The 26,156-nt window shown below is 60.0% G+C and carries 21 protein-coding genes and 1 tRNA gene; 7 read left to right on the top strand and 15 right to left on the bottom strand.

Going from position 1 to position 26,156, the window contains the following annotated elements:
• Positions 1 to 28 precede the first annotated feature (28 nt).
• Positions 29 to 1,213, top strand: coding sequence for a pyridoxal phosphate-dependent aminotransferase (locus IE079_RS05140; RefSeq protein ID WP_189573806.1), 1,185 nt, complete (start codon positions 29 to 31; stop codon positions 1,211 to 1,213).
• A gap of 123 nt (positions 1,214 to 1,336) precedes the next feature.
• Positions 1,337 to 1,412: transfer RNA gene (locus IE079_RS05135), tRNA-Asn, on the top strand.
• 500 nt (positions 1,413 to 1,912) lie between these two features.
• Here IE079_RS05135 and pyrF read toward each other — a convergent pair.
• From pyrF to purU, 12 genes are all read right to left on the bottom strand, one after another.
• Positions 1,913 to 2,617 carry an orotidine-5'-phosphate decarboxylase gene (gene pyrF, locus IE079_RS05130; protein ID WP_189573802.1) on the bottom strand — a complete coding sequence of 235 codons (705 nt, stop codon included), beginning with the start codon at positions 2,615 to 2,617 and terminating at the stop codon, positions 1,913 to 1,915.
• 65 nt (positions 2,618 to 2,682) lie between these two features.
• Positions 2,683 to 3,852, bottom strand: a complete 1,170-nt coding sequence (gene lapB / locus IE079_RS05125) for a lipopolysaccharide assembly protein LapB (protein WP_189573800.1) — start codon at positions 3,850 to 3,852, stop codon at positions 2,683 to 2,685.
• Entirely contained in the window at positions 3,852 to 4,154 is a 303-nt protein-coding gene (locus IE079_RS05120) for a lipopolysaccharide assembly protein LapA domain-containing protein (RefSeq protein WP_189573798.1), read from the bottom strand. The genes lapB and IE079_RS05120 overlap by 1 nt, the downstream gene beginning before the upstream one ends.
• A gap of 104 nt (positions 4,155 to 4,258) precedes the next feature.
• Positions 4,259 to 4,555 carry an integration host factor subunit beta gene (locus tag IE079_RS05115; protein ID WP_189573796.1) on the bottom strand — a complete coding sequence of 99 codons (297 nt, stop codon included), beginning with the start codon at positions 4,553 to 4,555 and terminating at the stop codon, positions 4,259 to 4,261.
• Between the two features lie 200 nt (positions 4,556 to 4,755).
• On the bottom strand, positions 4,756 to 6,447 hold the full coding sequence (gene rpsA, locus IE079_RS05110; protein WP_189573794.1) for a 30S ribosomal protein S1: 1,692 nt from the start codon (positions 6,445 to 6,447) through the stop codon (positions 4,756 to 4,758).
• 172 nt (positions 6,448 to 6,619) lie between these two features.
• On the bottom strand, positions 6,620 to 7,309 hold the full coding sequence (gene cmk / locus IE079_RS05105; RefSeq protein WP_189573792.1) for a (d)CMP kinase: 690 nt from the start codon (positions 7,307 to 7,309) through the stop codon (positions 6,620 to 6,622).
• Positions 7,309 to 9,558 (bottom strand): bifunctional prephenate dehydrogenase/3-phosphoshikimate 1-carboxyvinyltransferase, encoded by a 2,250-nt coding sequence (locus tag IE079_RS05100; protein ID WP_373296178.1) that lies wholly within the window; start codon positions 9,556 to 9,558, stop codon positions 7,309 to 7,311. The genes cmk and IE079_RS05100 overlap by 1 nt, the downstream gene beginning before the upstream one ends.
• Complete coding sequence (gene hisC / locus IE079_RS05095) at positions 9,548 to 10,669, bottom strand: histidinol-phosphate transaminase (RefSeq protein WP_189573789.1); 1,122 nt, start codon at positions 10,667 to 10,669, stop codon at positions 9,548 to 9,550. The genes IE079_RS05100 and hisC overlap by 11 nt, the downstream gene beginning before the upstream one ends.
• A gap of 58 nt (positions 10,670 to 10,727) precedes the next feature.
• Positions 10,728 to 11,825, bottom strand: coding sequence for a prephenate dehydratase (gene pheA / locus IE079_RS05090; protein ID WP_189573786.1), 1,098 nt, complete (start codon positions 11,823 to 11,825; stop codon positions 10,728 to 10,730).
• A 2-nt stretch (positions 11,826 to 11,827) separates the two neighbouring features.
• Positions 11,828 to 12,910, bottom strand: a complete 1,083-nt coding sequence (gene serC, locus IE079_RS05085) for a 3-phosphoserine/phosphohydroxythreonine transaminase (RefSeq protein ID WP_189573783.1) — start codon at positions 12,908 to 12,910, stop codon at positions 11,828 to 11,830.
• Positions 12,903 to 15,524: a DNA gyrase subunit A gene (gene gyrA / locus IE079_RS05080; RefSeq protein WP_189573780.1), complete on the bottom strand. Its 2,622-nt coding sequence runs from the start codon at positions 15,522 to 15,524 to the stop codon at positions 12,903 to 12,905. The genes serC and gyrA overlap by 8 nt, the downstream gene beginning before the upstream one ends.
• A gap of 75 nt (positions 15,525 to 15,599) precedes the next feature.
• On the bottom strand, positions 15,600 to 16,454 hold the full coding sequence (purU, locus tag IE079_RS05075) for a formyltetrahydrofolate deformylase (RefSeq protein WP_189573777.1): 855 nt from the start codon (positions 16,452 to 16,454) through the stop codon (positions 15,600 to 15,602).
• A 163-nt stretch (positions 16,455 to 16,617) separates the two neighbouring features.
• Between purU and ggt the strand changes: the two genes are divergently transcribed.
• Positions 16,618 to 18,342, top strand: a complete 1,725-nt coding sequence (gene ggt / locus IE079_RS05070; RefSeq protein WP_189573774.1) for a gamma-glutamyltransferase — start codon at positions 16,618 to 16,620, stop codon at positions 18,340 to 18,342.
• A gap of 9 nt (positions 18,343 to 18,351) precedes the next feature.
• On the opposite strand, the gene IE079_RS05065 is transcribed toward ggt, so the two are convergent.
• A complete protein-coding gene (locus tag IE079_RS05065; RefSeq protein WP_189573771.1) occupies positions 18,352 to 18,807 on the bottom strand; it encodes an acyl-CoA thioesterase in 456 nt (151 codons plus the stop codon).
• Between the two features lie 81 nt (positions 18,808 to 18,888).
• Between IE079_RS05065 and IE079_RS05060 the strand changes: the two genes are divergently transcribed.
• Positions 18,889 to 19,635 (top strand): substrate-binding periplasmic protein, encoded by a 747-nt coding sequence (locus IE079_RS05060; RefSeq protein ID WP_189573768.1) that lies wholly within the window; start codon positions 18,889 to 18,891, stop codon positions 19,633 to 19,635.
• A gap of 93 nt (positions 19,636 to 19,728) precedes the next feature.
• Here the strand turns inward: IE079_RS05060 and IE079_RS05055 are convergent, their stop codons facing one another.
• On the bottom strand, positions 19,729 to 22,875 hold the full coding sequence (locus IE079_RS05055) for a hypothetical protein (RefSeq protein ID WP_189573764.1): 3,147 nt from the start codon (positions 22,873 to 22,875) through the stop codon (positions 19,729 to 19,731).
• Positions 22,876 to 23,154: 279 nt separating this feature from the next.
• On the opposite strand from IE079_RS05055, the gene IE079_RS05050 reads away from it, so the two are divergent.
• Together IE079_RS05050 and IE079_RS05045 are read left to right on the top strand one after the other, a co-directional pair.
• Positions 23,155 to 24,015 carry an AraC family transcriptional regulator gene (locus IE079_RS05050; RefSeq protein ID WP_189573761.1) on the top strand — a complete coding sequence of 287 codons (861 nt, stop codon included), beginning with the start codon at positions 23,155 to 23,157 and terminating at the stop codon, positions 24,013 to 24,015.
• Between the two features lie 154 nt (positions 24,016 to 24,169).
• Positions 24,170 to 24,958 (top strand): universal stress protein, encoded by a 789-nt coding sequence (locus IE079_RS05045; RefSeq protein ID WP_189573758.1) that lies wholly within the window; start codon positions 24,170 to 24,172, stop codon positions 24,956 to 24,958.
• Between the two features lie 46 nt (positions 24,959 to 25,004).
• Here the strand turns inward: IE079_RS05045 and IE079_RS05040 are convergent, their stop codons facing one another.
• Positions 25,005 to 25,346 (bottom strand): 4a-hydroxytetrahydrobiopterin dehydratase, encoded by a 342-nt coding sequence (locus IE079_RS05040; RefSeq protein ID WP_189573755.1) that lies wholly within the window; start codon positions 25,344 to 25,346, stop codon positions 25,005 to 25,007.
• A gap of 108 nt (positions 25,347 to 25,454) precedes the next feature.
• Here IE079_RS05040 and imuA point away from each other — a divergent pair, with 108 nt between their 5' ends.
• Complete coding sequence (gene imuA / locus IE079_RS05035) at positions 25,455 to 26,153, top strand: translesion DNA synthesis-associated protein ImuA (protein ID WP_189573752.1); 699 nt, start codon at positions 25,455 to 25,457, stop codon at positions 26,151 to 26,153.
• Positions 26,154 to 26,156 lie beyond the last annotated feature (3 nt).

The following is a 26,156-nucleotide window of genomic DNA, read 5'->3' as shown; positions in this document are numbered from 1 at the left end:
CTCAGACGCATCTTTAAGGAGCGCAAGTTTGGACCTTCAACTTTCCACCCGTGTACAGGCCATCAAGCCATCCCCCACCCTTGCCGTTACCAACAAGGCCGCCGAGCTGAAAGCAGCCGGCCAGGACATCATCGGCCTGGGCGCCGGGGAGCCGGATTTCGATACCCCTGATCACATCAAGGAAGCCGCCATTGAGGCGATCCGTAATGGTCAGACCAAATACACCGCCGTGGATGGTACTCCCGCCCTGAAGAAAGCGATCATTGCCAAGTTCAAGCGGGACAATGGTCTGGACTACGAGCCCAACCAGATACTGGTATCAAGTGGCGGCAAACAGAGCTTTTTCAACCTGGCACTTGCCACACTGAACCCCGGTGACGAAGCCATTATCCCGGCCCCCTTCTGGGTTTCGTATCCGGACATGGTGCTGGTGGCGGAAGGCAAGCCGGTGATCCTCGAGACCAGTGCCGACACCCGTTTCAAGATCACCCCCAAGCAACTGGAAGACGCGATCACCGACCGCACCCGGCTGTTTGTGATCAACAGCCCGTCCAACCCCAGCGGCATGGCCTATTCCCTGGAGGAACTGCAGGCCATTGGCGAGGTGCTGAAGAAGCACCCGGATATCATGATCGCCACCGACGACATGTACGAACCGATCCTGTGGACTGGTCACGAGTTCTGCAACATTCTCAATGCCACGCCGGAGCTTTACGACCGTACGTTCGTGCTCAACGGTGTCTCCAAGGCCTACTCCATGACCGGCTGGCGTATCGGCTATGCCGCGGGCCCGGCGAAGATCATCGGCGCCATGAAGAAGATCCAGTCCCAGAGCACCTCCAACCCGGCGTCTATCTCCCAGGCTGCAGCCCTGGCAGCGCTGGAAGGTGATCAGGCCTGCGTGGGCGAGATGGTCAAGGCGTTCCGGGAGCGGCACGATTATCTGGTGAAGGCGCTGAACGAGATTCCGGGTGTCGAATGCCTGGAGGGCGACGGCACTTTCTATGTGTTCCCGAGCTTCAAGGGCGCCATCGAAAAGACCCCGAATGTGACCACCGATGTGGAAATGGCGGAAGTCCTGCTCAAGGGCGCCGGCGTTGCTCTGGTACCGGGGTCGGCCTTTGGCACTCCGGGCCATATGCGTCTGAGCTTTGCCACCGGCATGGATGTGCTGAAGGAAGCGGTGGCCCGCCTGAAGAAGGCGCTGTCCTGATCGTTATTGCGGTTTGACCGGTGGCAGCTGAGGGGTTCCTCGGGGGTCACCAAAAAGTCCGCTGAAAAGGTTGACGGGGTGGTAACGGCTCTTTAATATACGCGCCTCGTCGACATCGACTGTTCCCCGATAGCTCAGTTGGTAGAGCAACGGACTGTTAATCCGTTTGTCGCTGGTTCGAGCCCAGCTCGGGGAGCCATTATTCCGGAAAGCCGCCTCTGATTATTCAGACGCGGCTTTTTTATTGTCTGTTTTTTATGGAGTTCGGCCTTGCAGCCTTCCAATATGGTGCCAGACTCGGCCAGGTTGAGAACACTTTCCGGGAGACGCCCCGCAAGTACGTCCATGTAGGGCTCGACGGCAGCCATCCCTGGCTGCCGACGCTCCCGGAAAGTGTTCTCAACCTGTCCTGCTCGGACCTTACAGATATCGCTATGGAAAACCTTCTCAAGGGAAGGAGGAATTCCCAAGTAAAGTGACAAGAACGATGTCAGAAGAGTTATTGAAGACGACTTCCCAAGGCGTTATCACCGAGGGTTCGCAAGGGGCAAGTTGAGACCCTTTTCCGGGGGTGTCGAAAACCAGGGACGGTTTTCGTCAAGCCCTACAGGGACGTACTTGCCGGGCGTCCCCCGGAAAAGGGTCTCGACCTGGCCCGCATGGCACCGAAAAGCAGGCTACGAGATCCAACACCAGAATTCAGGAAATCTCAGAAACGATAGCCTGCAATGAAGCCAAAGGATCAGCAGCCTGGGTAACAGGCCGACCAACCACCAGATAGTCGCTACCAGCAGCAACAGCCTCAGCAGGCGTCATAACACGCTGCTGATCCCCACGCTCTGCCGTTGCAGGCCGGATCCCCGGTGTGACCAGCCTGAAATCCGCACCCTGCTCACGCTTGAGAACCGGCGCCTCCTGAGCCGAACACACCACCCCATCCAGACCACAGTTGCGGGTCAGCGTTGCAAGGCGGCTTACCTGATCCGCCGGTGAGCCCGAGATACCGATACCTGCCAGGTCATCAGCGCCCATACTGGTCAGCACCGTTACCGCAATCAGCAGCGGACGATCTTCACCAAAGGCTTCCAGCCGCTCCCGACAGGCCAACATCATCTTCTCGCCACCGGAGGCGTGGACGTTCACCATCCACACACCCAGCTCCGCCGCAGCCGCCACAGCAGCTGATGTCGTGTTGGGAATATCATGGAATTTCAGATCCAGGAACACCTCAAAACCCCGGTCTTGCAGCTTGCGCACAAGCTCCGGACCGCAGCGGGTAAACAGCTCCTTGCCTACCTTCAGGCGGCACAGAGTCGGGTCCAGGGTGTCCACCAGGGCCAGGGCCGGGGCTTCAGAAGGAAAATCGAGGGCAACGACAATGCGGGGGCCGAGGGCAGCGGTCATCAAGGGCTCCTTTGTCCGAACGGTGGAAAACTCCGGTGGGGGCGGGGATTATGGCAGAAAACGCCCTACTCTGCCTCCACTCCCTGAATCGGACGGACCGTCTCCCACTCCTTGCAGCTGGGACACAACCAGTGCAGCTGCTGGCCGGAGAAACCGCAGTTCACGCAACGGTAGACAGGGCGATTGGTAAGGATCAGCTGGCCGATACGGCTGACCAGACGCCCCTCGCCCGTCGCCAGCCCGCGCTCGTAACCGGAAAGCTCCACCAGTCTCAGCAAACCACGGACACTGGGCCTGGCCTCAAGTTCACGCCTCAGCAGATCAATGGCCGCCTGACGGCCGGAGGATTGCTCTACCGCTTCCGCCAGCGCCAGTAACAGGCTGGCGCCCTGGTGCAGTTCATAGAGCTTGCGAAGTTTCTTCACATTACGGCCCACATCACCGTGGGCCCGCTCCAGCTTCATGAAACGATCAATGGCCTCGGGTCCGAACTCGGGATTCTGCTCAAACACCTTCAGGCAGATGCTGGCCGCCTCGCGGTAATTGCCCTGACGGGCCTGCAGATTCGACAGAATAAAGCTGGCGCGGACACAGTCAGGGTCGATGGCCAGGGCCTCGCGAGCCTGCTTCTGGGCACCCCAACGGTCATCCTTCTGCAGACTTTCATTCGCCAGCTCACAGGTGATGTAGGCCAATTGACGTGCCAACTGAGGATCCAGGGTCCCCTTCATCAGAGTGCGGGCCACCTGAGCGGCCTTGCCCCACTCCCGCTCCTGTTGGTACAGCTCGATCAGCTGACGGGCGGCGCGCTCGCCATAGTCACGGTCATCCATCAGCTGATGAAACAGCGCCTCGGCACGGTCCAGAAGGCCAGCCGCCAGGTAATCCCGGGCCAGCTCGAACGTGACCTGGGGCGAAAAGTGTCCGGGTAACTCCGGACGGGCAAGAAGGTTCTGGTGGATCAGAATGGCCCGGTCGGTTTCGCCCTTGTGGCGGAAATGAGCGCCGATGGACAGGTGGAGGCCAACCGTGTCCTTGTTGACAGCCAGAGACTGGACAAAGTTTTCAACGGCCTGGTCAGAGTAGTTGGTAAACAGGAACTGAAGCCGCTCGCGGACAGAGGTCTCGTCCGAGATGTCCCGCACAGTGCCCTGATCCGAACGAAAATAACGCCCGATAAACCAGCCAGCGGCAACGGCCGCTGTCAGTAGCAGCCACTGAAACAGCATATCCATCAGATCGCCCGGTCATCAGGGGCTCTGTTTTGTTCCAGGGCCCGCTCGGCCTTGTCCAGGCGCTTACGTAGCTGGCGCCGTGAAACGGAAACACGGACGGTTGCCATAAGAGTGAGGACCACCCCGAGGAGCAGGCCGAATATGAAACCAAGAATCAGCCAGACGGCAACGCCCCTGGGCTGGGTTTCGAAGAACAGGAAATTGAGGGAGACGGCCATCTGGTTGTTCATGGAAAACACCAGCACCGCAACGGCAACCAGTATCACAACCAGAAGGAGAATAATCTTCTGAAACCCTGCCATAGCACCCCTGCTCCAGGTATTGGGAATTCAAATCGAACCACACCAATTGTACCCGAATTCGGGGTTCGGGTGGCTTGCCACACGTAAAGCAAGAGAGAAAACCGTCAAAAGCCCTTTTTCATGCTGTCATTGACCTGCTCACGTAGCTCTTTGCCCGGCTTGAAGTGTGGAACAAACTTTGCCGGTAATTGAACCGCCTCTCCGGTTTTCGGGTTCCGGCCAGTCCTTGCCGCCCGATAATGGAGGGAAAAACTGCCAAATCCGCGAATCTCTATCCGCTGCCCGTCCGCCAGTGATTGCGACATGTGCTCGATAATCGTTTTTACTGCCAGTTCCACGTCTTTCACAGACAGCTGAGTCTGCTTCGAAGCAATCAGTTCGACCAGTTCAGACTTTGTCATGAGGCCCATCCCTTTTCATTTTTATTACGAAGCCCGCCGTTCAGCTTCCTGATCCCACCCGCCCTGATCAACCGGGTTCCAGCTAACCCGACCAATGAATTGGGCAACAGGCAGGGACATTCCCAGTTTAGCTAATACTGAAAAAAAGACAAAAAAAACGGGCCCTTAGAGCCCGTTTTTTTGCCTTCAAGAGGATTTAATCACTCTTTGTTGGCGTTCTGCTGCTGCATCTGTTCCTTGATGAGATCACCAATGGTGGTCGCATTGGAACTGTCAGCTGCTTTCGCGCGGACGCCTTCCAGCGCCTGCTTGTCATCTTCCACGTCCTTGGACTTCACGGACAGGTTGATAACACGGTTCTTGCGATCGATGCTGATAATCTTCGCTTCAACCTCTTCACCTTCCTTCAGCACGTTACGGGCATCTTCCACCTTGTCGCGGCTGATCTCGGAGGCCTTCAGTACGGCTTCAACCTCCTCGTTCAGAGCGATCGTGGCCGCCTTGGCGTCTACCGCAGACACGGTACCGCGGACGATGGAGCCCTTGTCGTTCAGCTGTACAAACTCGGCAAACGGATCGCTCTCGAGCTGCTTGATGCCCAGGGAGATACGCTCACGCTCGGGATCAACAGACAGGATAACGGTTTCAACCTCATCACCCTTCTTGTACTCGCGAACGGCTTCTTCGCCAGTTTCGTTCCAGCTGATGTCGGACAGGTGAACCAGACCGTCGATGCCGCCATCCAGACCGATAAAGATACCAAAGTCAGTGATGGACTTGATCTTGCCGGATACCTTGTCGCCCTTGTTGAAGTTCGCGGAGAACTCTTCCCAGGGGTTGGGGATGCACTGCTTGATGCCCAGGGAGATACGACGACGCTCTTCGTCGATGTCCAGAATCATGACTTCGATTTCGTCGCCTACCTGAACGACTTTGGACGGATGGATGTTCTTGTTGGTCCAGTCCATTTCGGACACGTGTACCAGACCTTCAACACCCTCTTCCAGCTCGGCAAAACAGCCGTAGTCAGTCAGGTTGGTGACGCGGGCGGTAACCTTGGTACCTTCCGGATAACGACCCTTGATATCAACCCAGGGATCTTCACCCAGCTGCTTCAGACCCAGGGATACACGGTTGCGCTCACGGTCGAACTTGAGAACCTTGACGGTGATCTCGTCGCCAACGTTAACAATTTCGCTCGGATGCTTGATACGCTTCCAGGCCATGTCGGTGATGTGCAGCAGGCCGTCAACGCCACCCAGATCCACGAACGCGCCGTAGTCGGTCAGGTTCTTGACGATACCCTGCAGGGTCATGCCTTCGGTCAGGGTTTCCAGCAGCGCTTCACGCTCGGCACTGTTTTCAGCTTCCAGAACGGCGCGGCGGGAAACCACCACGTTGTTACGCTTCTGGTCCAGCTTGATAACCTTGAATTCCAGTTCCTTGTTCTCCAGGTGCGCGGTATCGCGAACCGGACGAACATCTACCAGGGAGCCCGGCAGGAAGGCACGGATACCGGAGAGGTCGACGGTGAAACCACCCTTGACCTTGCCATTGATCATGCCCTTGACAACTTCTTCGGCCTCGAAGGACTTTTCCAGTACCTTCCAGGCTTCGGCGCGCTTGGCCTTTTCGCGGGACAGACGGGTTTCACCGAAACCGTCCTCGACCGCGTCGAGAGCTACATCGACAACATCGCCGATAGCAATTTCCAACTCGCCTTTTTCGTTCAGGAACTGGGAGGCGGGGATAACGCCTTCGGACTTCAGCCCGGCGTTAACGGTGACCCAGTCGTTGTCGATATCCACCACGGTTCCCTGGACGATGGAACCTGGTTGCATGTCAATTTCTTTCAGGCTTTCTTCGAAAAGATCAGCAAAGCTCTCGCTCATTATGTGTCCTATGTATTCAACGCAAGTTTCATCCGCACGGCCAGCAGCACGGTCTGTTAGCAAAAACCCGGTCATGGCAAGGGGCTGGCATTCACACCATTGCCGGATCCTTAAACCGCTATCTCCGCCGTAAACTGCTCGGATATACAACAGAAATAGCAAAAAGGTGCAATCAGGCCTGACCCATCAGGGCCATAACCTTTGATAGCACCTCTTCGATACTTAAACCCGTAGAGTCAATGACTTGCGCATCTTCTGCAGGTTTAAGCGGGGCTGCGGAACGGTTCATGTCCCGTTCATCACGAGCCCGGATCTCGTCTAAAAGATGGTCAATATTAACATCAGCACCGGACTCCTTCAACTGGAGATAGCGCCGTTGTGCCCTTTCCTCGGCGCTGGCGGTCAGGAACACCTTCACCGGTGCGTCAGGAAAGACCACCGTACCCATATCACGGCCATCGGCCACCAGCCCGGGAGCCTTGCGGAAGTCACGCTGGCGCTGCAACAGGGCATCCCGCACCGCCTGGATCACCGCCACCCGGGAGGCGCCGTCGCCGGTGCGCTCGGTACGGATGTCCCGGGTGACGTCTTCGCCATCAAGGATCACGCGTACGGGCTCCCCTTCCGGGGTCGGCTCGAATGTCACATCAAGCCCTGCTGCCACATTGACCAGAGCGGGCTCGTCGTCCAGGGCGACCCCCTGTCGCAGGGCGGCCAGTGCCGTCAGCCGGTACAGGGCACCACTGTCCAGCAGGTGCCAGCCAAGCCGGCGGGCCAGCATCTGGGTAATGGTGCCCTTGCCGGAACCGCCCGGACCGTCCACGGTGACCACCGGCACGGTGTTGTCGGAAACGGACTGCATTATTGTTCCTCCTGGGCATCGATGCGGATGCCGGTTTGCCGGGCAAGCTCGACAAAGCCGGGAAACGAGGTCGCCACATTGGCGCAATCATTGACCTGAATCTCGCCGGTGGCACGCAGGGAGGCCACCGCGAAGGCCATGGCAATGCGATGATCGCCATGGCTGTCCACCACCCCGCCGCCAATGGTCTGGCCACCATCGATAACAATACCGTCAGGGGTTACGGTGGTTTCCACTCCGACGGCCCTCAGGCCATCCGCCATCACCTGGATGCGGTCGCTCTCCTTCACCCTCAGCTCTTCAGCGCCATGAAGAACCGTCCGGCCCTCGGCACAGGTAGCGGCGACGAAAAGCACCGGGAACTCGTCAATGGCCAGGGGCACCTGATCCTCGGGAATATCGATGCCCCGCAGCGGTGCACTGCGCACCCGCAGGTCTGCCACCGGCTCACCGCCAATTTCACGTTGGCTGGAGACCTCGATGTCCGCGCCCATCAGCTTCAGGATATTGATCACCCCGGTGCGGGTCGGGTTCATGCCCACGTGGCGAAGGGTCAGGTCCGAGCCCTCGGCGATACTGGCGGCCACCAGGAAGAAGGCCGCGGAGGAGATGTCCGCAGGCACATCGATCGCGCCTGCGGTGAGCCTGCCGCCACCGTTAACACTGGCGGTGGCGGCATTCCGGTGAACGTGATAACCGAAACCTTCCAGCATGCGCTCGGTATGATCCCGGGTGGGCGCCGGCTCATGCACGGAAGTCATGCCGTCGGCATAGAGCCCCGCCAGTAACAGGCAGGATTTCACCTGGGCGCTGGCCACCGGCATGTCGTAGTGAATGCCGGACAGCTTCTGCCCGCCCCGGATTCTAAGAGGCGGTGTTCCGCCCTCACCCGTGTCGATCACCGCACCCATGGCCCGCAGCGGGTCGGCCACCCGGCCCATGGGCCGGCGGGACAGGCTGGCATCACCGGTCAACTCGGAATCAAAAGGCTGCGCTGCCAGCAACCCGGTAAACAGGCGCATGGCGGTACCGGAGTTGCCCAGGTAAAGGGGGCCACGGGGTGCCTGTAGGCCCGTCATGCCAACACCATGGATACGTACATGACCGTTTTCAGGTCCCTCGATGGTCACGCCCATATCCCGGAACGCCTGCAGGGTGGCCAGGCTGTCCTCGCCCTCCAGAAAGCCTTCCACTTCGGTGATGCCGTCGGCCAGCGCCCCCAGCATGATGGAACGATGGGAGATGGATTTGTCTCCCGGCACCCGGATGTCTCCGGTCACACTGCCACCCGGCTGAAGCCGGAACCTCACCGGTTTCTGACTCATATCTGTCACGTAGGCCTGCCCTGAAAGCATTTTGGAAAAGTGGTTACGTGCCGCTCTGGCACGACTGAAAACCCGTAGCAGCGAGTCGCCATCCTGTGTATCGATGGCGTCACGCAACTGCGCCAGATCGTCATTGAAATGATCAATCACCCGTAGCACAGCCTCCCGGTTGGACAGAAAGATATCGTGCCACATAACCGGGTCACTGGCGGCAATACGGGTGAAGTCCCGGAAGCCCCCCGCCGCATAACGGAAGATTTCCATGTTCTGATCCTCCCCGGCCAGGGTATCCACCAGGGAAAACGCTATAAGATGGGGCAAATGACTGGTGGCAGCCAGTACTTCATCATGACGTGCCACCGACATGGTGAGTACTGTGGCGCCACAGCCCTGCCACAAGGAGGTCAGTCTGGCCAGGGCGTCGGCATCGACATCCTCCGGCGGCGTCAGGATGACCTTATGGTCGGCAAACAAATCGGCCCGTGCCGCGCTAACGCCGTTTTTTTCGGAACCGGCGATGGGGTGGCCAGGTATGACCCTGGGCGACCACCCGCCCAGCACTTCGTGCAAAGCCGCCACGAAACTGCCCTTGGTACTACCCACATCCGTGAGCACCACACCCGGTGCAAGGAAAGGCCGGATCTGTTCCAGCACCTCATGGGTGGCACGCACCGGAACCGCGACCACGACCAGATCTGCGCCGGATACAACCTCCTCTATGGGGCCGTAGCCGTCGATAACGCCCAGTTCGGTGCCCCGGGCCAGCTCGTCCTCACTGCGGTCAGCAGCCAGGACCTGACCGACCAACCCGGACTCCCGGGCGGCACGGGCCAGGGAACCACCTATCAGGCCAAGGCCGATAACGGCCATACGATCAAACAACGGCATTACCCGGGCTGATGGTGCTGACACCTCAGGCTCCATGGTTGGCCAGCGTCCGCGCCAGGGCCCGGAGGAAACGCTCGTTTTCCTCGGGTAGCCCCACGGTCACCCGCAGGTGACGGGGCATGCCGTAGCCCGCCACCGGACGGACGATAACGCCCTGCTCCAGCAGACCTTCAAACACGTCCTGGGCCTTGTCGCCCACGTCCACCGCAACAAAGTTACCGGCGGAGGGAATCCACTCCAGCCCCAGCTCTGAGAAGCCTGCCTCAAGCTGCTGGAGCCCCAGACGGTTCACTTCCCGGGAGCGCTCCAGGTAGTCCTGGTCACCCAGTACCGCCGTGGCAGCAGCCTGGGCAACGGTATCCACGTTGAACGGTTGACGTACCCGGTTCAGGATATCCGCGATGGACGGCGACGATACGGCATAACCCACCCGCAGAGCGGCCAGCCCCCAGGCCTTGGAGAAGGTACGGGTAACGATCAGGTTGCGGTATTGCTGCAGCAGACCAATACCATCCACCTCGTCGTCTGAGCCGTGAAGATATTCGCAGTAGGCTTCATCCAGCACCACCAGCACACGGGGCGGCACCTTGTCGAGAAACGCCCGGATGGCAGCCTCCCCTTCCACGGTACCGGTGGGATTATTGGGATTGGCCACGAAGATCAGGCGGGTCTGGTCGGTGACCGCATCGGCCATGGCATCCAGGTCATGCCCCCAGTTCTTCGCGGGCACTTCCACGCCGCTGGCACCAATGGCCAGGGTGGCCAGAGGGTATACCGCGAAAGCATGCTGTGAGTAGATGACTTCGGTTCCCGGCCCGGCAAAGCAACGGGCGATAACTTCCAGGACATCATTGGAACCGTTACCCAGGGTCAACTGACTCGGCGCCACCTCCAGGTAGCGGGCCAGGGCCTGCTTGAGGGCAAAGGCGTTGCCGTCCGGGTAACGGCACATCTCTTCCAGCGCCTCCCGGGCCGCCTCAAGGGCTACGGGACTGGGGCCCAACGGGTTCTCGTTACTGGCCAGCTTGACGATCTCGTCCGGCGCCAGGCCATACTCCCGCGCCAATTCCTCGATGGGCTTGCCTGGCTGATAGGGGGTCAGGCTTTGCACACCCTCCACCGCCAGCGTCTGATAGTCGATAGACATGTCCAAATCCTCCGGGTCAGTACCCTGGGCATCCTGATTCCAACCGGCCCTGTGCCGGTCAGAGTACTCCGGCGGGATAGGACCCCAGTCGTTTGAGTTCAACGGCATCCTCTTCCAGATCCTCCAGCAGCTTGCTGATGGCGGCATCGTCCATGTGGCCTTCAAAATCAATGTAGAACACATAGGCCCAGGTGCCGCTGGGTGAGGGCCGGGTTTCGATCCTGGTCAGGCTGATGCCGGCCCGGTGAAACGGCTCCAGCAACTGATACAGGGCGCCGGGGCGGTTGCGCATGGACACCAGGATGGAGGTCTTGTCCTGCCCGCTGGGACCCACGGCCTCCCGACCTACAATCAGGAAACGGGTGGTATTGTCGGGCCGGTCCTCGATCTTGCCGGCCATGATTTCAAGACCATACAGCTCGGCCGCCATGTCACCGGCGATGGCTGCGGTACCCGGCTCGCTCGCCGCGCGACGGGCCGCTTCCGCGTTGCTGCTCACGGTTACCCGCTCTACCCCGTATTGGTGCGCATCCAGCCACTGCCGGCACTGGGCAAAGGACTGCTGATGGGAGTAGATACGGGTTAGCGGCTGGTTGCCACTGCCCGGGGAGCTCATCAGATGATGATGGATACGCAGCTGCACCTCGCCACAGATCTTGAGCGGCGACGAGATAAACATGTCCAGGGTGTGGTTGATCATACCCTCGGTGGAATTCTCCACCGGTACCACGCCGTACTGGGCGGCACCGGACTCCACCTCACGGAACACCGCGTCAATGGCCGGCATGGGCTGGGAAATCACCGAATGACCAAAGTGCTTGAGCGCCGCCGCCTGGGTAAAAGTGCCCGCAGGCCCCAGGAAGGCAATACGCATGGGCTGCTCCAGCGCCAGGCAGGCAGACATGATTTCCCGGAACAGGCGCGCCATTTCCTCATCCGCCAGTGGGCCGGGGTTGGCCTCCTTGATACGGCGCAGTACTTGAGCCTCCCGCTCCGGGCGGTAGAAGAAGATATCGTCGCCGGGCCGGGAAGCCATTTTTACATGGGCCACTTCCTGGGCACAGCTTGCCCGGGCGCTGATCAGATCCATGATCTGTTGATCAAGGCTGTCAATCCGGTCCCGTAGCTCGGCCAGCCGGGTCTGCTCATCACTCATGATCAGCCATGCTCCTTCACGAATCCGGCCATATAGTCAATGAGGGCGTCCACGCCGGCTTCCGGCATGGCATTGTAGATGCTGGCACGCATGCCACCCACACTGCGGTGGCCTTTCAGGTTAAGCAACCCACGGGCCTCGGCCCCTTCGAGGAAGGCGCCGTTCAGAGCTTCGTCCGCCAGGGTAAAGGGTATGTTCATCCAGGACCGGAAACGGGGCTCGATGGGGTTGGCATAGAATTCACTGTTATCAATGAAATCATACAGCTTGCCCGACTTGCGACGGTTGAGTGTTTCCATCGCGGGAACTCCGCCCTGCTCTTTCAGCCACTTGAACACCAGTCCGGCCAGGTACCAGGAATAGGTGGCCGGGGTGTTATACATGGAGCCGTTGTCGGCAAGCACCTGATAATTCATCATTGTCGGCGTTTCCGCCCGCGCCTTGCCCAACAGATCCTTGCGGATAATGACCACGACCAGACCGGAAGGGCCGATGTTCTTCTGGGCACCCGCGTAGATCAGGCCGAATTTCGACACATCCACCGGACGGGACAGCATGGTGGAGGACATATCCGCCACCAGGGGCACTGACCCGGTGTCCGGGACAAAGTCGTACTCCAGTCCGCCGATGGTCTCGTTGGGGGTGTAGTGCAGGTAGGCCGCATCCGCCCGGGTATTCCAGGTTTCCTGCAGCGGCACCGTGGTGAAGCCGCTGTCCTCGCTGGAGGCCGCCACATTCACGTCAGCGTAGCGGCTGGCCTCGGCAATGGCCTTCTTCGACCAGATACCGGTATTGATGTAGTCCGCTCTGCCAGTGTCACCCAGCAGGTTCAGTGGTACGGTGGCGAACTGGCTGGAAGCGCCACCCTGCATGAAGAGTACGCTGTAATCCTCTGAAATACCAGCAAGTTCACGCAGATCTTTCTCGGCTGTGTCGGCGATCTCCACGAACTCGTCACTGCGATGGCTCATTTCCATCACCGACATGCCGGTGCCCCGCCAGTCCAGCATTTCGTCCCTGGCCTGTCGCAGCACCGGCTCCGGCAGGGTCGCCGGGCCGGCGCAGAAGTTGTACGCCCTACTCATCAACTGACTCTCCGCTGCTTTCACCATTGCCGGCTTCCGGTGCGCTGCCCTCGCCGGCTTCGGCTTCTTCTACGTCCTCGTCATCACTCTCGGCGATCCGCTCGACACCCACCAGGCGTTCGTCTTCCTGGCTGAGCTTGATCAGGCGCACACCCTGGGTGTTACGGCTGAGTACGGACACTTCGTCGGTACGGGTACGTACCAGGGTGCCCTTGTCGGAGATGAGCATTATCTCGTCGCCGTTGAACAGCTGCAGGGCCGTCACCAGGTTGCCGTTCCGCTCGGAGCACTGCATGGCGATAACACCCTGGCTGCCACGACTGTAGGTGGGGAACTCGTCAATGGACGTCCGCTTGCCATAGCCATGCTCACTGGCGGTCAGCAGAACGCCACCCTCCTCCGGGATGATCAGCGACACCACGTGGTGACCTTCCGGCATGCGGATACCACGAACACCACGGGCTGTCCGGCTCATGGCACGGACCGCCTGTTCGTTGAAGCGGACCGCCTTGCCGGCGGTGGAGAACAGCATGACTTCGGCGTCGCCCCGGGTGATGGCCGCACCGATGAGGGTGTCACCCTCGTCCAGATTGAGCGCGATCAGGCCATTGGAGCGGGGCCGCGAGAAGTTCGGCAGCGGCGTCTTCTTGACCACGCCGTTGGAAGTGGCCATCAGCACGTAATGGTCTTCCGGATAGTCACGTACCGGCAGGAAGGTGGTAATACGCTCATCGTCGCCCAGCGGCAGGATATTCACCATTGGCCGACCACGGGAGCCACGACTGGCCCGGGGAATCTCGAATACCCGCAGCCAGTACACCTTGCCGCGGTTGGAGAAACACAGGATGGTGTCGTGGGAGTTGGCCACCAGCAGCTTTTCGATGAAGTCTTCATCCTTCATCGAGGTGGCCGCCTTGCCGCGACCACCACGGCGCTGGGCCTGGTAGTCCTCCACAGCCTGGGTCTTGGCGTAGCCACTGTGGGAGATAGTGACCACCAGGTCTTCCTCGTCGATCAGGTCGGCCACGGTCAGGTCACGGCGGGAGCTGATGATTTCGGTGCGTCGCTCGTCGCCGTACTCGTCGACAATGGCCGCCAGCTCATCACGGATCACCTGCATCAGGCGCTCCGGGTCACCCAGGATGTCCAGCAGATCGGCGATCTTCTCGACGATGTCCTTGTACTCATTCTGGAGCTTTTCGGTCTCCAGACCAGTCAGGCGGTGCAGGCGCAGGTCAAGAATGGCCTGGGCCTGTTCCGGAGACAGGTGATACAGACCACCACGCAGACCATAGATTTCCGGCAGGTCGTCCGGACGGCAGGCGTCTTCGCCGGCCCGCTCCAGCATGGCCATCACATCGCCCGGGCCCCAACCCTGATCCATCAGCTTTTCCTTCGCCTCGGCGGCGGAGGGGGAAGCCTTGATCAGCTCGATGATCTCGTCGATATTGGCGAGAGCAACGGTGAGGCCTTCCAGGATATGGCCCCGCTCGCGAGCCTTGCGCAGCTCGTAGATGGTGCGGCGGGTAACCACTTCCCGGCGGTGGCGCACGAAGGCGTCCAGCATCTGCTTGAGGTTGAGGGTCTTGGGTTCGCCATTGAGCAACGCCACCATGTTGATGCCGAACACGGTTTCCAGCTGGGTCTGGGCGAACAGGTTGTTGACGATAACCTCGGGGTTCTCGCCCCGGCGCAGCTCGATCACCACGCGGATGCCTTCCTTGTTGGATTCATCCCGCAGCTCGGTGATGCCTTCCAGACGCTTTTCCTTCACCAGCTCGGCGATCTTTTCGATCAGCCGGGCCTTGTTCAGCTGGTACGGCAGCTCGGTAATAATGACGGCGTCACGACCGGTCTTCTTGTCGTGCTCGATCTCGTGACGGGCACGGATCCAGACGCGGCCACGGCCGGTGCGGTACGCCTCGACGATACCGGCACGGCCATTAATGATGCCTTCGGTGGGAAAATCCGGCCCGGGAATGATATCCATCAGCTCATCGATGGTCGTGTCCGGGTTGTCGATCAGTGCCAGACAGCCGCTGACCACTTCCGTCAGGTTGTGGGGCGGGATGTTGGTGGCCATGCCCACGGCAATACCGCTGGAGCCATTGACCAGCAGGTTGGGCACCCGCGTGGGCAACACTTCCGGAATGCGCTCGGTGCCGTCGTAGTTGTCGACGTAGTCAACCGTTTCCTTGTCCAGATCCGCCAGCAGTGAATGGGCGATCTTTTCCATGCGAATTTCGGTGTAACGCATGGCGGCGGCGTTGTCGCCATCAATGGAACCGAAGTTGCCCTGCCCGTCCACCAACGGATATCGCAGGGAGAACGGTTGAGCCATCCGTACAATGGTGTCATAGACCGCAGAGTCGCCGTGGGGATGGTATTTACCGATAACATCACCCACCACACGGGCGGATTTCTTGTAGGACTTGTTCCAATCGTTGCCCAGCTCGGACATGGCGAAGAGAACACGCCGGTGCACCGGCTTGAGGCCATCACGGACATCGGGAAGAGCCCGGCCGATAATGACGCTCATGGCGTAGTCCAGGTAGGACTGCTTGAGCTCGTCTTCGATATTGACCGGCAGGATCTCTTTGGCTAACTCACCCATCGAGAATGGTTCCTTTGAATTTGCTGGAAGTCTTGTGATTCAAGCGGCCGATTCTACCACAATCGGGTCATCGGCTCAGTCAAAAACCACGGTCTTGTTTTCGTAGGTAATGACCCGGTCTTCGACATGGGCACGCAGACCCCGGGCCAGTACATTCTTCTCCACATCCTTGCCCAGACGCACCATATCCTCAATGGCATCACTATGGCTGATGCGGATCACGTCCTGCTCGATGATGGGGCCTTCATCCAGGTCCTGGGTCACGTAGTGACAGGTGGCGCCGATCAGCTTCACACCGCGACTGTAGGCCTGGTGGTAGGGCCTTGCGCCGGCAAAGGACGGCAGGAACGAATGATGAATGTTGATCACCTTGCCGCTGTACTTCTCGCACACCTCGGCAGGCAGGATCTGCATGTAGCGGGCCAGCACGATGACGTCCGCCCCGTAGCTGCGGAACAGGCCGTCAATCTCCGCAAAGGCTTCCGACTTGTTCTCCTTGCTGACCGGGATACAGTGGTAGGGGATCTCGTGCCACTCCACCATCCGGCGCAGGTCCTCATGATTGGAGATCACGGCCGCGATATCCACATTCAGATCGCCACTGTGCCAGCGATACAGCAGGTCGGCCACACAATGGGATTCCTTGCTGCACATGAGCACGACCTTCTTGGGCTGGGCCGAGTCGGCAATATGCCAGCTCATCTCGAATTCCCGGGCGATGGGCTCGAACGCGGCACGAAACTGGTCCAGACCGAACGGCATCGAGCTGGCCTTGATTTCATGCCGCATGAAGAACCAGCCGGCCTGGTTGTCGGAATGATGGCTGGCTTCGGTGATCCAGCCATTGTAGGTGGACAAGAAGTTACTGACTTTTGCCACAATACCTACCCGGTCCGGGCAGGAAATCACCAGACGGTATGTGTGTTCCATGAACCTGTCCTGTCGGAATACTGAAAACAGCGGGCCGGTTTCAGAGTCACCGGTTACCCGTATTGGAAAATGACCGGCTATCATAGCCTAAACCAGCCCCGGAACGAAGGTGTCAGCTTCTGCTCCGGGCTCACAACCGATCAACAGCCCAGGAGCCTGCACCATGCTTGTCATTCTGCACCGTCACTTTCCGTGGCTCACCCTGCTGGTGGCCCTGTTCTCCGGCACCTGCAGCGCCCAGGCTATTCTGGAGGGAGAGCGCCACCACCCGGTACCCGGCAGCCATGGCATGGTAGCCACCAGCCACCCCACCGCCACCCGGGTAGCACTGACGGTGCTGAAAAACGGCGGCAATGCAGTAGATGCCGCAGTGACCGCCGGCTTTGCCCTGGCCGTTACCCAACCCCGTTCCGGCAATATCGGTGGCGGTGGCTTCATGCTCTACGCACCCGGAGATGAGGGTCCGGTGCAGGCCATTGACTATCGGGAAACCGCGCCAACGGCGGCCACCCGCACCATGTTCCAGGACAGTGAAGGCAACGTGGTTACCCGGCGCAGCCGCTTCAGCCATCTGGCCTCTGGTGTTCCCGGCACGGTGGCGGGGCTGGCCCTGGCACTGGAGGAATACGGCACCATTACTCTGGCCGAAGCCCTGAAGCCAGCCATTGCTCTGGCCCGAGACGGCTTCGAGGTGCCACACCGGTTCACCGAGGGGCTGGAACAGGCCCGCGATCGGCTGCAGCCCTGGCCTGCCACCCGGGCCACCTTCTACCGCGACGATGGCAGCGCCCCGCAGCCCGGCGAGCGTTTCCGGCAGCCGGACCTGGCCGCCACCCTGCAACGGATTGCGGATCACGGCGCCCGGGATTTCTACCAGGGTGAGACCGCCCGCCTGATTGTTGAGGAAATGGAGCGCGGGGGTGGCCTGATCACCCTTGAAGACCTGGCCGCCTACGAGCCCGTGACCCGGGAGCCCGTCGCAGGTAACTACCGGGGCTACGACATCTTTTCCATGTCGCCCCCCAGTTCCGGCGGCGCCCACATTGTGCAGATACTGAATGTTCTCGAGGGTTACCCGATTGGCAATTACGGCCACAACTCGGCCCGCACCATCCACCTGATGGCCGAGGCCATGAAGCGGGCCTACGCGGACCGATCCGAATACCTGGGGGATACGGATTATGTGGAAGTGCCCCTGGACGGCATTACCAGCAAGGGCTATGCAAAGGCCCTGAGAGATGGCATCGATCCGGAGCGGGCCACTCCGTCTGACCGGATTGCCCCCGGCGACCCCCTGCCTTATGAAAGCAACGAAACCACCCACTTCTCCATTGTGGATCGGTGGGGCAACGCCGTTTCAAACACTTACACCATAAACTTCAGCTATGGCTCAGGTATTACCGTGGCCGGAGCCGGCTTCCTGTTGAACAATGAAATGGATGATTTCAGCGCCAAACCGGGCATACCCAATGCCTATGGCCTGATTGGCGGTGAAGCCAACCGCATCGAGCCCGGAAAGCGGATGCTCAGCTCCATGTCGCCCACGATCGTGCGCAAGGACGGGCAAAACCTGCTGGTAACCGGCAGCCCCGGCGGTTCGCGGATCATTACCACCACACTGCAGGTCATCATGAACGTGATCGACCATGGCCTGAACATCCAGTCGGCAGTATCGGCGCCCCGTATCCATCACCAGTGGCTGCCGGATGAAATCCGTATCGAACAGGGCATCAGTCCCGACACCATCGACCTGCTGGAGGCTATGGGGCACACAGTGGCGCCCGGCTCTGCCATGGGCGCCATCCAGAGCGTCCTGATTGACGAAAACGGGGCACTGTGGGGGGCGGCAGATCCGCGGCGCAGCACCTCCAGCGCCCGGGGCTATTGAAGCCCGGGGCTAGCCAGAGTTGTTGTCTGCCTCAGCAGTCAGCTTTTCCAGGGCGGTCCGGACGCCTCCGGGAACCGGCACCGGACGGTCGGTTGTGCGATCCACGAATACATGAACAAAACGGCCGACCGCACAGGCTTCCCTCTCGCCCTGACGGAAGATACCAATGTTGTAGACCACCGAACTGTTGCCGAGCTTTTCCACCCTGAGCCCCGCCTCTACCCGCTCCGGGTAGGCAATGGGACTGAAATAGTCACAGGAGGAGCTCACCACATAGGCGATTTCCCTTCCATTGTGGATGTCCAGCCCACCCTCCTCGATCAGGTACCGGTTCACACTGCTGTCAAACCAGGCGTAATAGGTCACATTATTGACATGTCCATAAAGGTCGTTGTCCGCCCAGCGTGTGGTAATCTCGTCAAACGATGCATAGGCCGTACGTTTACGCAAAATCTCTGTAGTCATTAGCCTTTTTCCAATAGTTTACAAATCCGGGAAATGTCGCCACCCTAACCATACAACAAGTCCAATGATTTCGTTCCTTGCATGAACACACTCCGTACCATCCTGAATGCCGTGACTTTCGCGGCGGCTATGTCCGGCTGCCTGGTACCCGCTGCCCATGGCGCGGATCGCCCCGTGATCCGGGGTTCCTTTATCGAATTCCCGCCCCTGGCCTACACCAACGATTCCGGACAGGCGGAAGGCACCTTTATCGACCTCGCCGAAGACATTGCCGACCGGGCCGGGTATGGCATCCGCTGGCAGGAGTTGCCCATCGAGCGGGTCTACCTTTACCTCGAGCAAGGCGATATCGATATGTGGCTGGGGTCCGCGGGTGTGCCCGAACTTGCACCCTACACCCACGAAACCGACTTCCATACCGGCAGCATCCGTCTCAACGCCTACTCCCGGGCGGACGCGACTCCCGTTTCAGGCCTTGAGGACCTCCAGGGCAAGCGCCTGATCCTGATCCGGGGCTACACCTACTGGCGCCTGCTCGATCACCTGAAAGACGACCCGGACACCCTGGTCACCATCGCGCCGGGTCACCGTTCCGCTATCCGCATGCTGGCCTTCAAGCGGGGGGACTACCTTATCAATTTCCAGTCGCCCATGGACAACATCCTGGAAACGTCGCCCATGTCCGGGCTCAGGCATGATGACCTGCTGAAATGGCCGCTCACACTGGTTTTCTCGCGGAAGGCTGGTGGTACCGGCAAAATGATCGAAGACCTGAACAGAGCCTGGCGAGACATGCAGGATGAAGCGGAGACCATCGGGCAGGAATAGCGTGCAGATGCCCCACTCTACAACGACAAACCCCGGCACAATGGCCGGGGTTTGTCGTTCAGGCCTTTGCCTGAGAGTAAGCTGACCGGTGGGTCAGTTGCTTGCCACGTTGCGAACACCACTGCCTGGAGGCGTACAGGTGAAGGTCACCGGGGTGTTCTCGTCGTTCACCTGAGCCAGCAGTTCACTGCGTGTCAAAGACGGTGTGGCACGATCACCCGGTACAAACTTCTCGTTGGCGTTGAACACCCAACGTCTGGTCTGTCCATTGAGTACCGCCGTCGCCATCAGGTCACACTCCGGACGCGGACTGGTCACCAGGGCCCGCTCAATAAGCAGGTCCAGGCGGGCCTGAACATCCGGGCGATTGCGGTTGTCCGGGTTCAGGGTAACCTGCTGACCCACGATGGGGTTCATTTCTGACGGGAACGCCAGGGAAAGGTCCTGAACCATCAGACGACGCTCTTCACCCAGCAACAGGAATACCGGCGCGCTCAGGAAGTTGTCGATGGAACCGGAAGCGCCCTGATTATCGAAGCCGAAGCCACGAATCTGGGGCCCCCTTTCCGGACGATCCGCACCATTCTTGGCAAACATGCCGACCTTCTGGTACATGTTCCGCAGATGCGGGATCTTCATGTCTTCATCAACATCTCCACCTTCCGCAGACATGGTCCCGTCGGTACCGAACATGCCCCGGTCGGCATCCAGCGTGTGACAACCATTACAGTTGGTCACGAAGTCGGAGTTCACGGTGTTATAGACCTCCATGGCCTCCTGCAGGCGCGGGCTCAGGCTGTTGTCCAACGCCGCAATCGGGTTGGGCGGATAGGTCAGTTCCAGGGCAAATTCGGCGAACCGGGTCATTTCCTGCTCGGTCAGCTCGGAGTCGCGACCCACCAGCCCCGGGAAAGCCTCGTTGAACTCCTTGAAGGCCGCCATTTCCAGGCTTTCACCCCGCGGCCTGTCCTCGCCGGTGCGATCTCCACGCCAGTGCATGGGCCCATTGCCCTTCAGGCCACGCAGGCTCTGAGTGGACATGGGGCCTTTCATGGCATGGAAGGTCAGGTTGCGACCGAAGGCCGGTACATTCTCGTTATACTCATTGGGATTGTCCCTGGATGCTATGTCCGGATTACCCAGGTCCCAGGACAGATGGTCCATGTCACCGAAGACGTGACAGCCAGCACAGGAAGAATCGCCACGGCTGGAGGTGTAGGTGGCGTCGTACAGGAAGCGACGGCCCTCAACCACCTCCCGGGGTTCCGGGTTGGCCATGGTCACGTGGGCCAGCTCGCTCATGGTGCCATCCACGTCCACCACCGACACGCCGTTGTCGAAGCGGGTGGTCACGAACGCTCGGCCACGGGCTTCATCCAGCACCACGCCGGTGGCACCGCCACCACTGACCACCAGCTGATCGTTGGTTTCGGGCTGGAAGCTGTCGCTTTCCAGGGCGCCGGTGTCATAGCGCACCAGCTTGCCGGAACCCATGGAGGCCATGAACAGTTCATCGCCATCGGACGATATCGCCATTTGCAGCGGAATGGCGACGGCGCGCTCCTTCTCGCTCGCCGTACCACTGCCAGGCGCCGTGGTGTAGTCGATGTGCTTGTTCAGATGGCGCGGCCGGGCATTGTTACCATCCACCACGGTAATGCGGCTCTGCACGAAGTTACCATTGACGGTGGTGGAGGCCAGGCCGGGGCCCTCGAAACGGGTCAGGTTATTGGCTTCCTGGTTGGAGACATAGACGTTGCCGTTACTCGGGTTGACCGCCAGGTTGAACAGCGTGGTGCCTACGCCACTGGTGCGGGAGGCCACACGGGGTACGGAACCGGTGGTATCGATCTCGAACACATCATAGTCCGGCAGTTCAAGCTTGACGTACTCATTCCATGCCCGGGGGGCGTCACCATTGACGGGATCGCCCGGACCCATCCAGTTCTGGCCGTCGTACTCGACGATCAGGCCGGTGCGGGGCTGTTCCGTACCATCCGCGGCCCGCCGGGGACCCGGCTTGTCCAGGCCACCATCAGGGATTTCCTCGTCCAGAACCGTGGTCTGGTTACCGGAGTTGAACACGGCGGTGTAGACCTTGCTGCCATCCGGGCTACGGGCCAGGCCGCGCAGGGTATCGCCAAACATGTTGAGGATGGTGGCTGGTTCACCGCCAAGCTGGGTGCCAGGGCTGTCGGCGTCGAACACCCACACATCGGCGCGACCGATGCCCGGGGTGGTCAGCTCGGGATCAAACGGAACATTCTGGCCACGGTGAGCCGCGGTAATGAAGGCCCACTGGTCGTTAGCGCCGGCAAATACAATATCCCGGGGCTCGTCACCCACCAGCAGGGTGTTCCTGATGCGGGCAGTGGAACCGGATACATCAACGATGCTGACACTGTCGGACAAGTGGTTGACCACCCACAGCTCACCGTCGTTGCGAAGGGTAACGGAAACCGGCTCCATGCCCACCGGAATGGTTTCGACCGGCGCCGGGGAAGCCCCGGATACATCGAACACCTGAACGGTGTTATCCGGTGTATTGACGACATAAAGACGGTTGCCGTCGGAAGACAGCGCCATGGGACGGACGTGGCCGGACTCGAAGGTCACGAAATCGCCAGCCTCTGGCATGGGCTCGTCGTCACCCCCCGGATTATCGGGATTATCGGGATTATCGGGGTTGTCGGGGTTGTCGGGGTTATCCGGATTGTCGGGATTCCCGGAACCACTGCCCTCAAGCAGGATGCTGCCAAGGCCAGCTCGCTCGAAGAAGCTCGAGGCATTGATAGCGAACTGCAGGTAGATCTGGTCCTGCCCACCCGCCACGTCACCAATATCAACGGTAACCACGCCGGACCCACTGCCGACGGACTGAATGGACTGGAAGGTGCTGCCATCGGTGGACACAAAGGCGGTCAGTGATTCGCCCGTGTCAAAGCCGGAAATGTCACGGTAGAACGACAGGGTCAGATCACTGGCGCCATTGATCGCGATCGGACCGGAGCGGACCAGGGTATCGCTGGAACCGCCACCACGCATGGCTGCCTCGCCCGCGGTCATGGTGTAGACCCGCCCCTGATCAGTGAAGGCGCCAAGGCCATCCGAGAAATTTTCTTCGAACAGAACTGCTGCCGGTGCGTTGGCAGCTGCCATTGCCAGGGCCAGGCCCGACATATAGTAACGGCATGCCGAGGCCCGCCCTTTCATAAGCGGTCGTTTGATTGTTTTATTCATTGGAACTCTCCATTGAACTCTCCCTGAAAGGCAGCCTACTGCTCCCTGGCCACCTTGATTTGCTTATCCATACTTCTGAAAGCGGTGTGTGGCACCGCCTTGATACTGGAACCTGCAGGATACCCGTGGGGATTACCGCATCATTTGTGCGCAATGATAATTCAGTACCATCTGAGCACTTGGTCACGTGGGTGTGACCTCACTTTCTGCGAATACCGGGTAGGATATGAAGATATTCAAGGGAGTTCGGAACCGCTTTTATCCCATGGAGGGACCCCTGTGAAATCTCCGGCCTGCAATGTGCCTGCACACATCTATATCTGGGACAATCGCGTCCTCTACGCCGGCCCCGGCATTGAACCACGCTATCGCAGCTACGGCAGTGCCGCCCTGCTGGTAGGTGTGGAGGGCAATCTGCGGGTTCACCGGCAGACCCATGCCCATGAGGTAGTGGAAACCCGTGCCTGCCTGATCAGGCCCGGTCTGCCGGTCTGGCTCGAGAGTGACAGTCCATCACTTATGGTATTGTTTCTCGACCCTTTCCAGCACGACCTGAAGGCGCTGGCGACAACCGCGGGCCAGCAGACCTGCGGTATTCTCTGGCCCCTCTCCGGGGAAGATCAGCTGGTTGACCTGGCCCGACAGATCCTCAGGACCCCCCTGTCACCTCAGACGGTATCGGGCATACTGGTGAAACTGGGGTTGCCGGACACCTGCCGGCTGGAGCCGGAAGGTGTCGATCCCAGGGTGGCCCGGGCGGTCAGCATGCTCCGCGGTGGCCGCACCCGGAACATTACCACGGAAGACCTGGCAGCCACCGTCAGCCTGTCCGTGCCCCGGGTCATCCAGCTTTTCCGCCAGTACCTGGGCATTTCCGCCGGCAAGTACCGCCAGTGGCACCGCCTGCACGCAACCACCCTGGCCATTGCTCAGGGGCAGACATTTACCCAGGCGTCAGTCGCCTCCGGGTTTTCCGACCTGGCTCACTTCTCCAATACCTTTCACAGCATGATCGGCATCATGCCGTCCCGCCTGCTCAGGGCCAACGGGGGTGTGCATTTTTATGTCGACCCCTGGTTGTCAGCCCAGGGGTTCAGTACTTTGTCCGGAATCAATAGCGCTGCCCCGACAATCTGCTAGTGTTCCCTGTAAGAAAGTTGCCCTGGTGTGCCGTGCGGTTAATTCGCTGATCTACTGCGCGACACTGGCCTTGACCCCGGAAAGCCTTTGAAAATACTCTTTATGTCTTCTGCCAGGCATTCATACCTGACAACCTTTAGGGAGAGCACCGTAAATGCTGAGCCATCTGATTCTGAGCGTGGACTATTCCGACAACTGGGAGCAGGCCGTCAAACAGCTGCCTCCCCTACTGGAAAGGCTTGGGACCAGGAAGCTGACCCTGTCCTATGTCATTGAACCCCATACCCGCAAACACATTGAAGACAGTGACGGTGCCGTTGAAGGTAAGCTCAGGGAACTGGCCCGGCGGTACGCTGAAGAGTGGAAGGTTGAGACAGACTTCGAGGTCCGCCACGGTTTTGTCGCTTCCTGCATTCTGGAACTGGCACGACACAAGAACGCGGATGGCGTTATCTGCTGCAGCACGCATCATTCGGCCGGTCGCGAACTGTTCATGGGCAACAACGCCATGAACCTGGCTCGTATGACCAAACGGCCCCTGCTGATCCTGCCGGTGGAGGGCAAACCCTCTTCGCCCCAGGCTCCGGTTTTTCTGGCGACCGACGGTTCGGAGAACGCCGGACGTTGCGAAGAACTGTTCCGGGAACTGGTGAGTGGTGACCAGGAAGGACGGGTGCTCTGGGTACGTCCGGATGACGCCCCTCCGGAAGCGGACGAGGTGGACAGGAAGGTTCACGATATCGCCAACAGCAAGTCCTCGGTGCATGCCCGGGTCCTCAACGGGCATCCGGCCCGGGAGTTGCTGCAACTGATCCGGGACAGCCAGCCGGCGCTGACGCTGATTGGCAAGCGTGGCACCACGCCCGTGGAACAACTCCCTCTCGGCCACACCTCGGAAACCGTGGTGCGGGAAAGCCATCACCCGGTGCTGCTGATACCGTAATCGGGAATGTACCGGTGCCAGCTACCTGGCACCGGCCGGAAATCCCCTAACCTTCGAACAGCCTGTCAGTGCGGGCCGCCATGATGAAGTCATTGCGGTGCAAACCGCCAATCTTGTGGGTCCACCAGCGTACCGTCACTTTCCCGAATTCCAGCAGTATGGCCGGGTGGTGCCCCTCCTCCTCAGCCAGATCCGCCACCTTGTTGGTAAAAGCCTGAGCCTGGACGAAGTTTTTGAACCGGAACTCCCGGCGTAACTGGTGAACACCCTCCACTTCCGTAATGTCCCAGTCGGGCACCTCCCTCAACAGGGCGCTCTGTTCGTCTGCAGACACGGTCGGTGCATCGGCCCGGCAGGCCTCGCATTGCTGCTTTTCCAGTGCGGTCATAAGCAACTCCTTGTGTTGGTGTTATCTGGCACGGTAACAGCTCAGCACCATGGTTGAAATCCTCTCCAGTTAATAATACTGTATATTTAAACAGTACTGGATTAAGCCATGAGTGACCTGCTGAACACCCTGCTCGATGATGCCCGCCTGTGGCGAGGCCATCGCCAGTTTGCAACCATACCCGACCCGGAACAGACCGGCTTTGAAGCGCTGGACAACCAGCTCGATGGCCTGGGGTGGCCTCGGGGCGCTCTCAGTGAGTGCCTGCTGGATGCACCGGGTATTGGCGAACTGCAACTGGTACTTCCCCTGCTCAGGCGGGTGACTACCCGCAAACAGACGGTATTCTGGGTCAACCCTCCCCTGACGCCCTATGCGCCGGCCCTGGCCCGGGAAGGCGTCGATCTGGACCAGCTGATCATGGTCCGGGCCGATACCCGCCCGGACCTGCTCTGGACCCTGGAAAACTGCCTGCGATCCCCCGTTACCGGACTGGTCATGGCCTGGCCGGACACCCTGGCAGCACGGGATGTGCGCCGGCTTCAGCTGGCAGCTGAGGCCGGGCATGGCAGCTGCATCCTGTTCCAGTCCCGGCGACAGGCCTGCCAGAGTTCACCTGCAGCCCTGCGCCTGGCGCTGGAGCCTGACCACCAGCTGGGCCTGCGAATCCATGTCCTCAAGCGCCGTGGGGGCTGGCCCGGTCAGGGCTGCACCCTGCCATTGCAGGCACGATCGGGCTGCGTTGCCCAGGAGGGCTCCGCCCTGGTTATTCGCGGCCCCTGGTCCGGCGGACCGGCACCGGGGTAAACC

Source organism: Marinobacter zhanjiangensis (assembly GCF_014651935.1).
GTDB classification, from domain to species: domain Bacteria; phylum Pseudomonadota; class Gammaproteobacteria; order Pseudomonadales; family Oleiphilaceae; genus Marinobacter; species Marinobacter zhanjiangensis.
The sequence above is the reverse complement of the archived record's forward strand: the minus strand, read 5'-3'. Positions and strand labels throughout refer to the sequence as shown.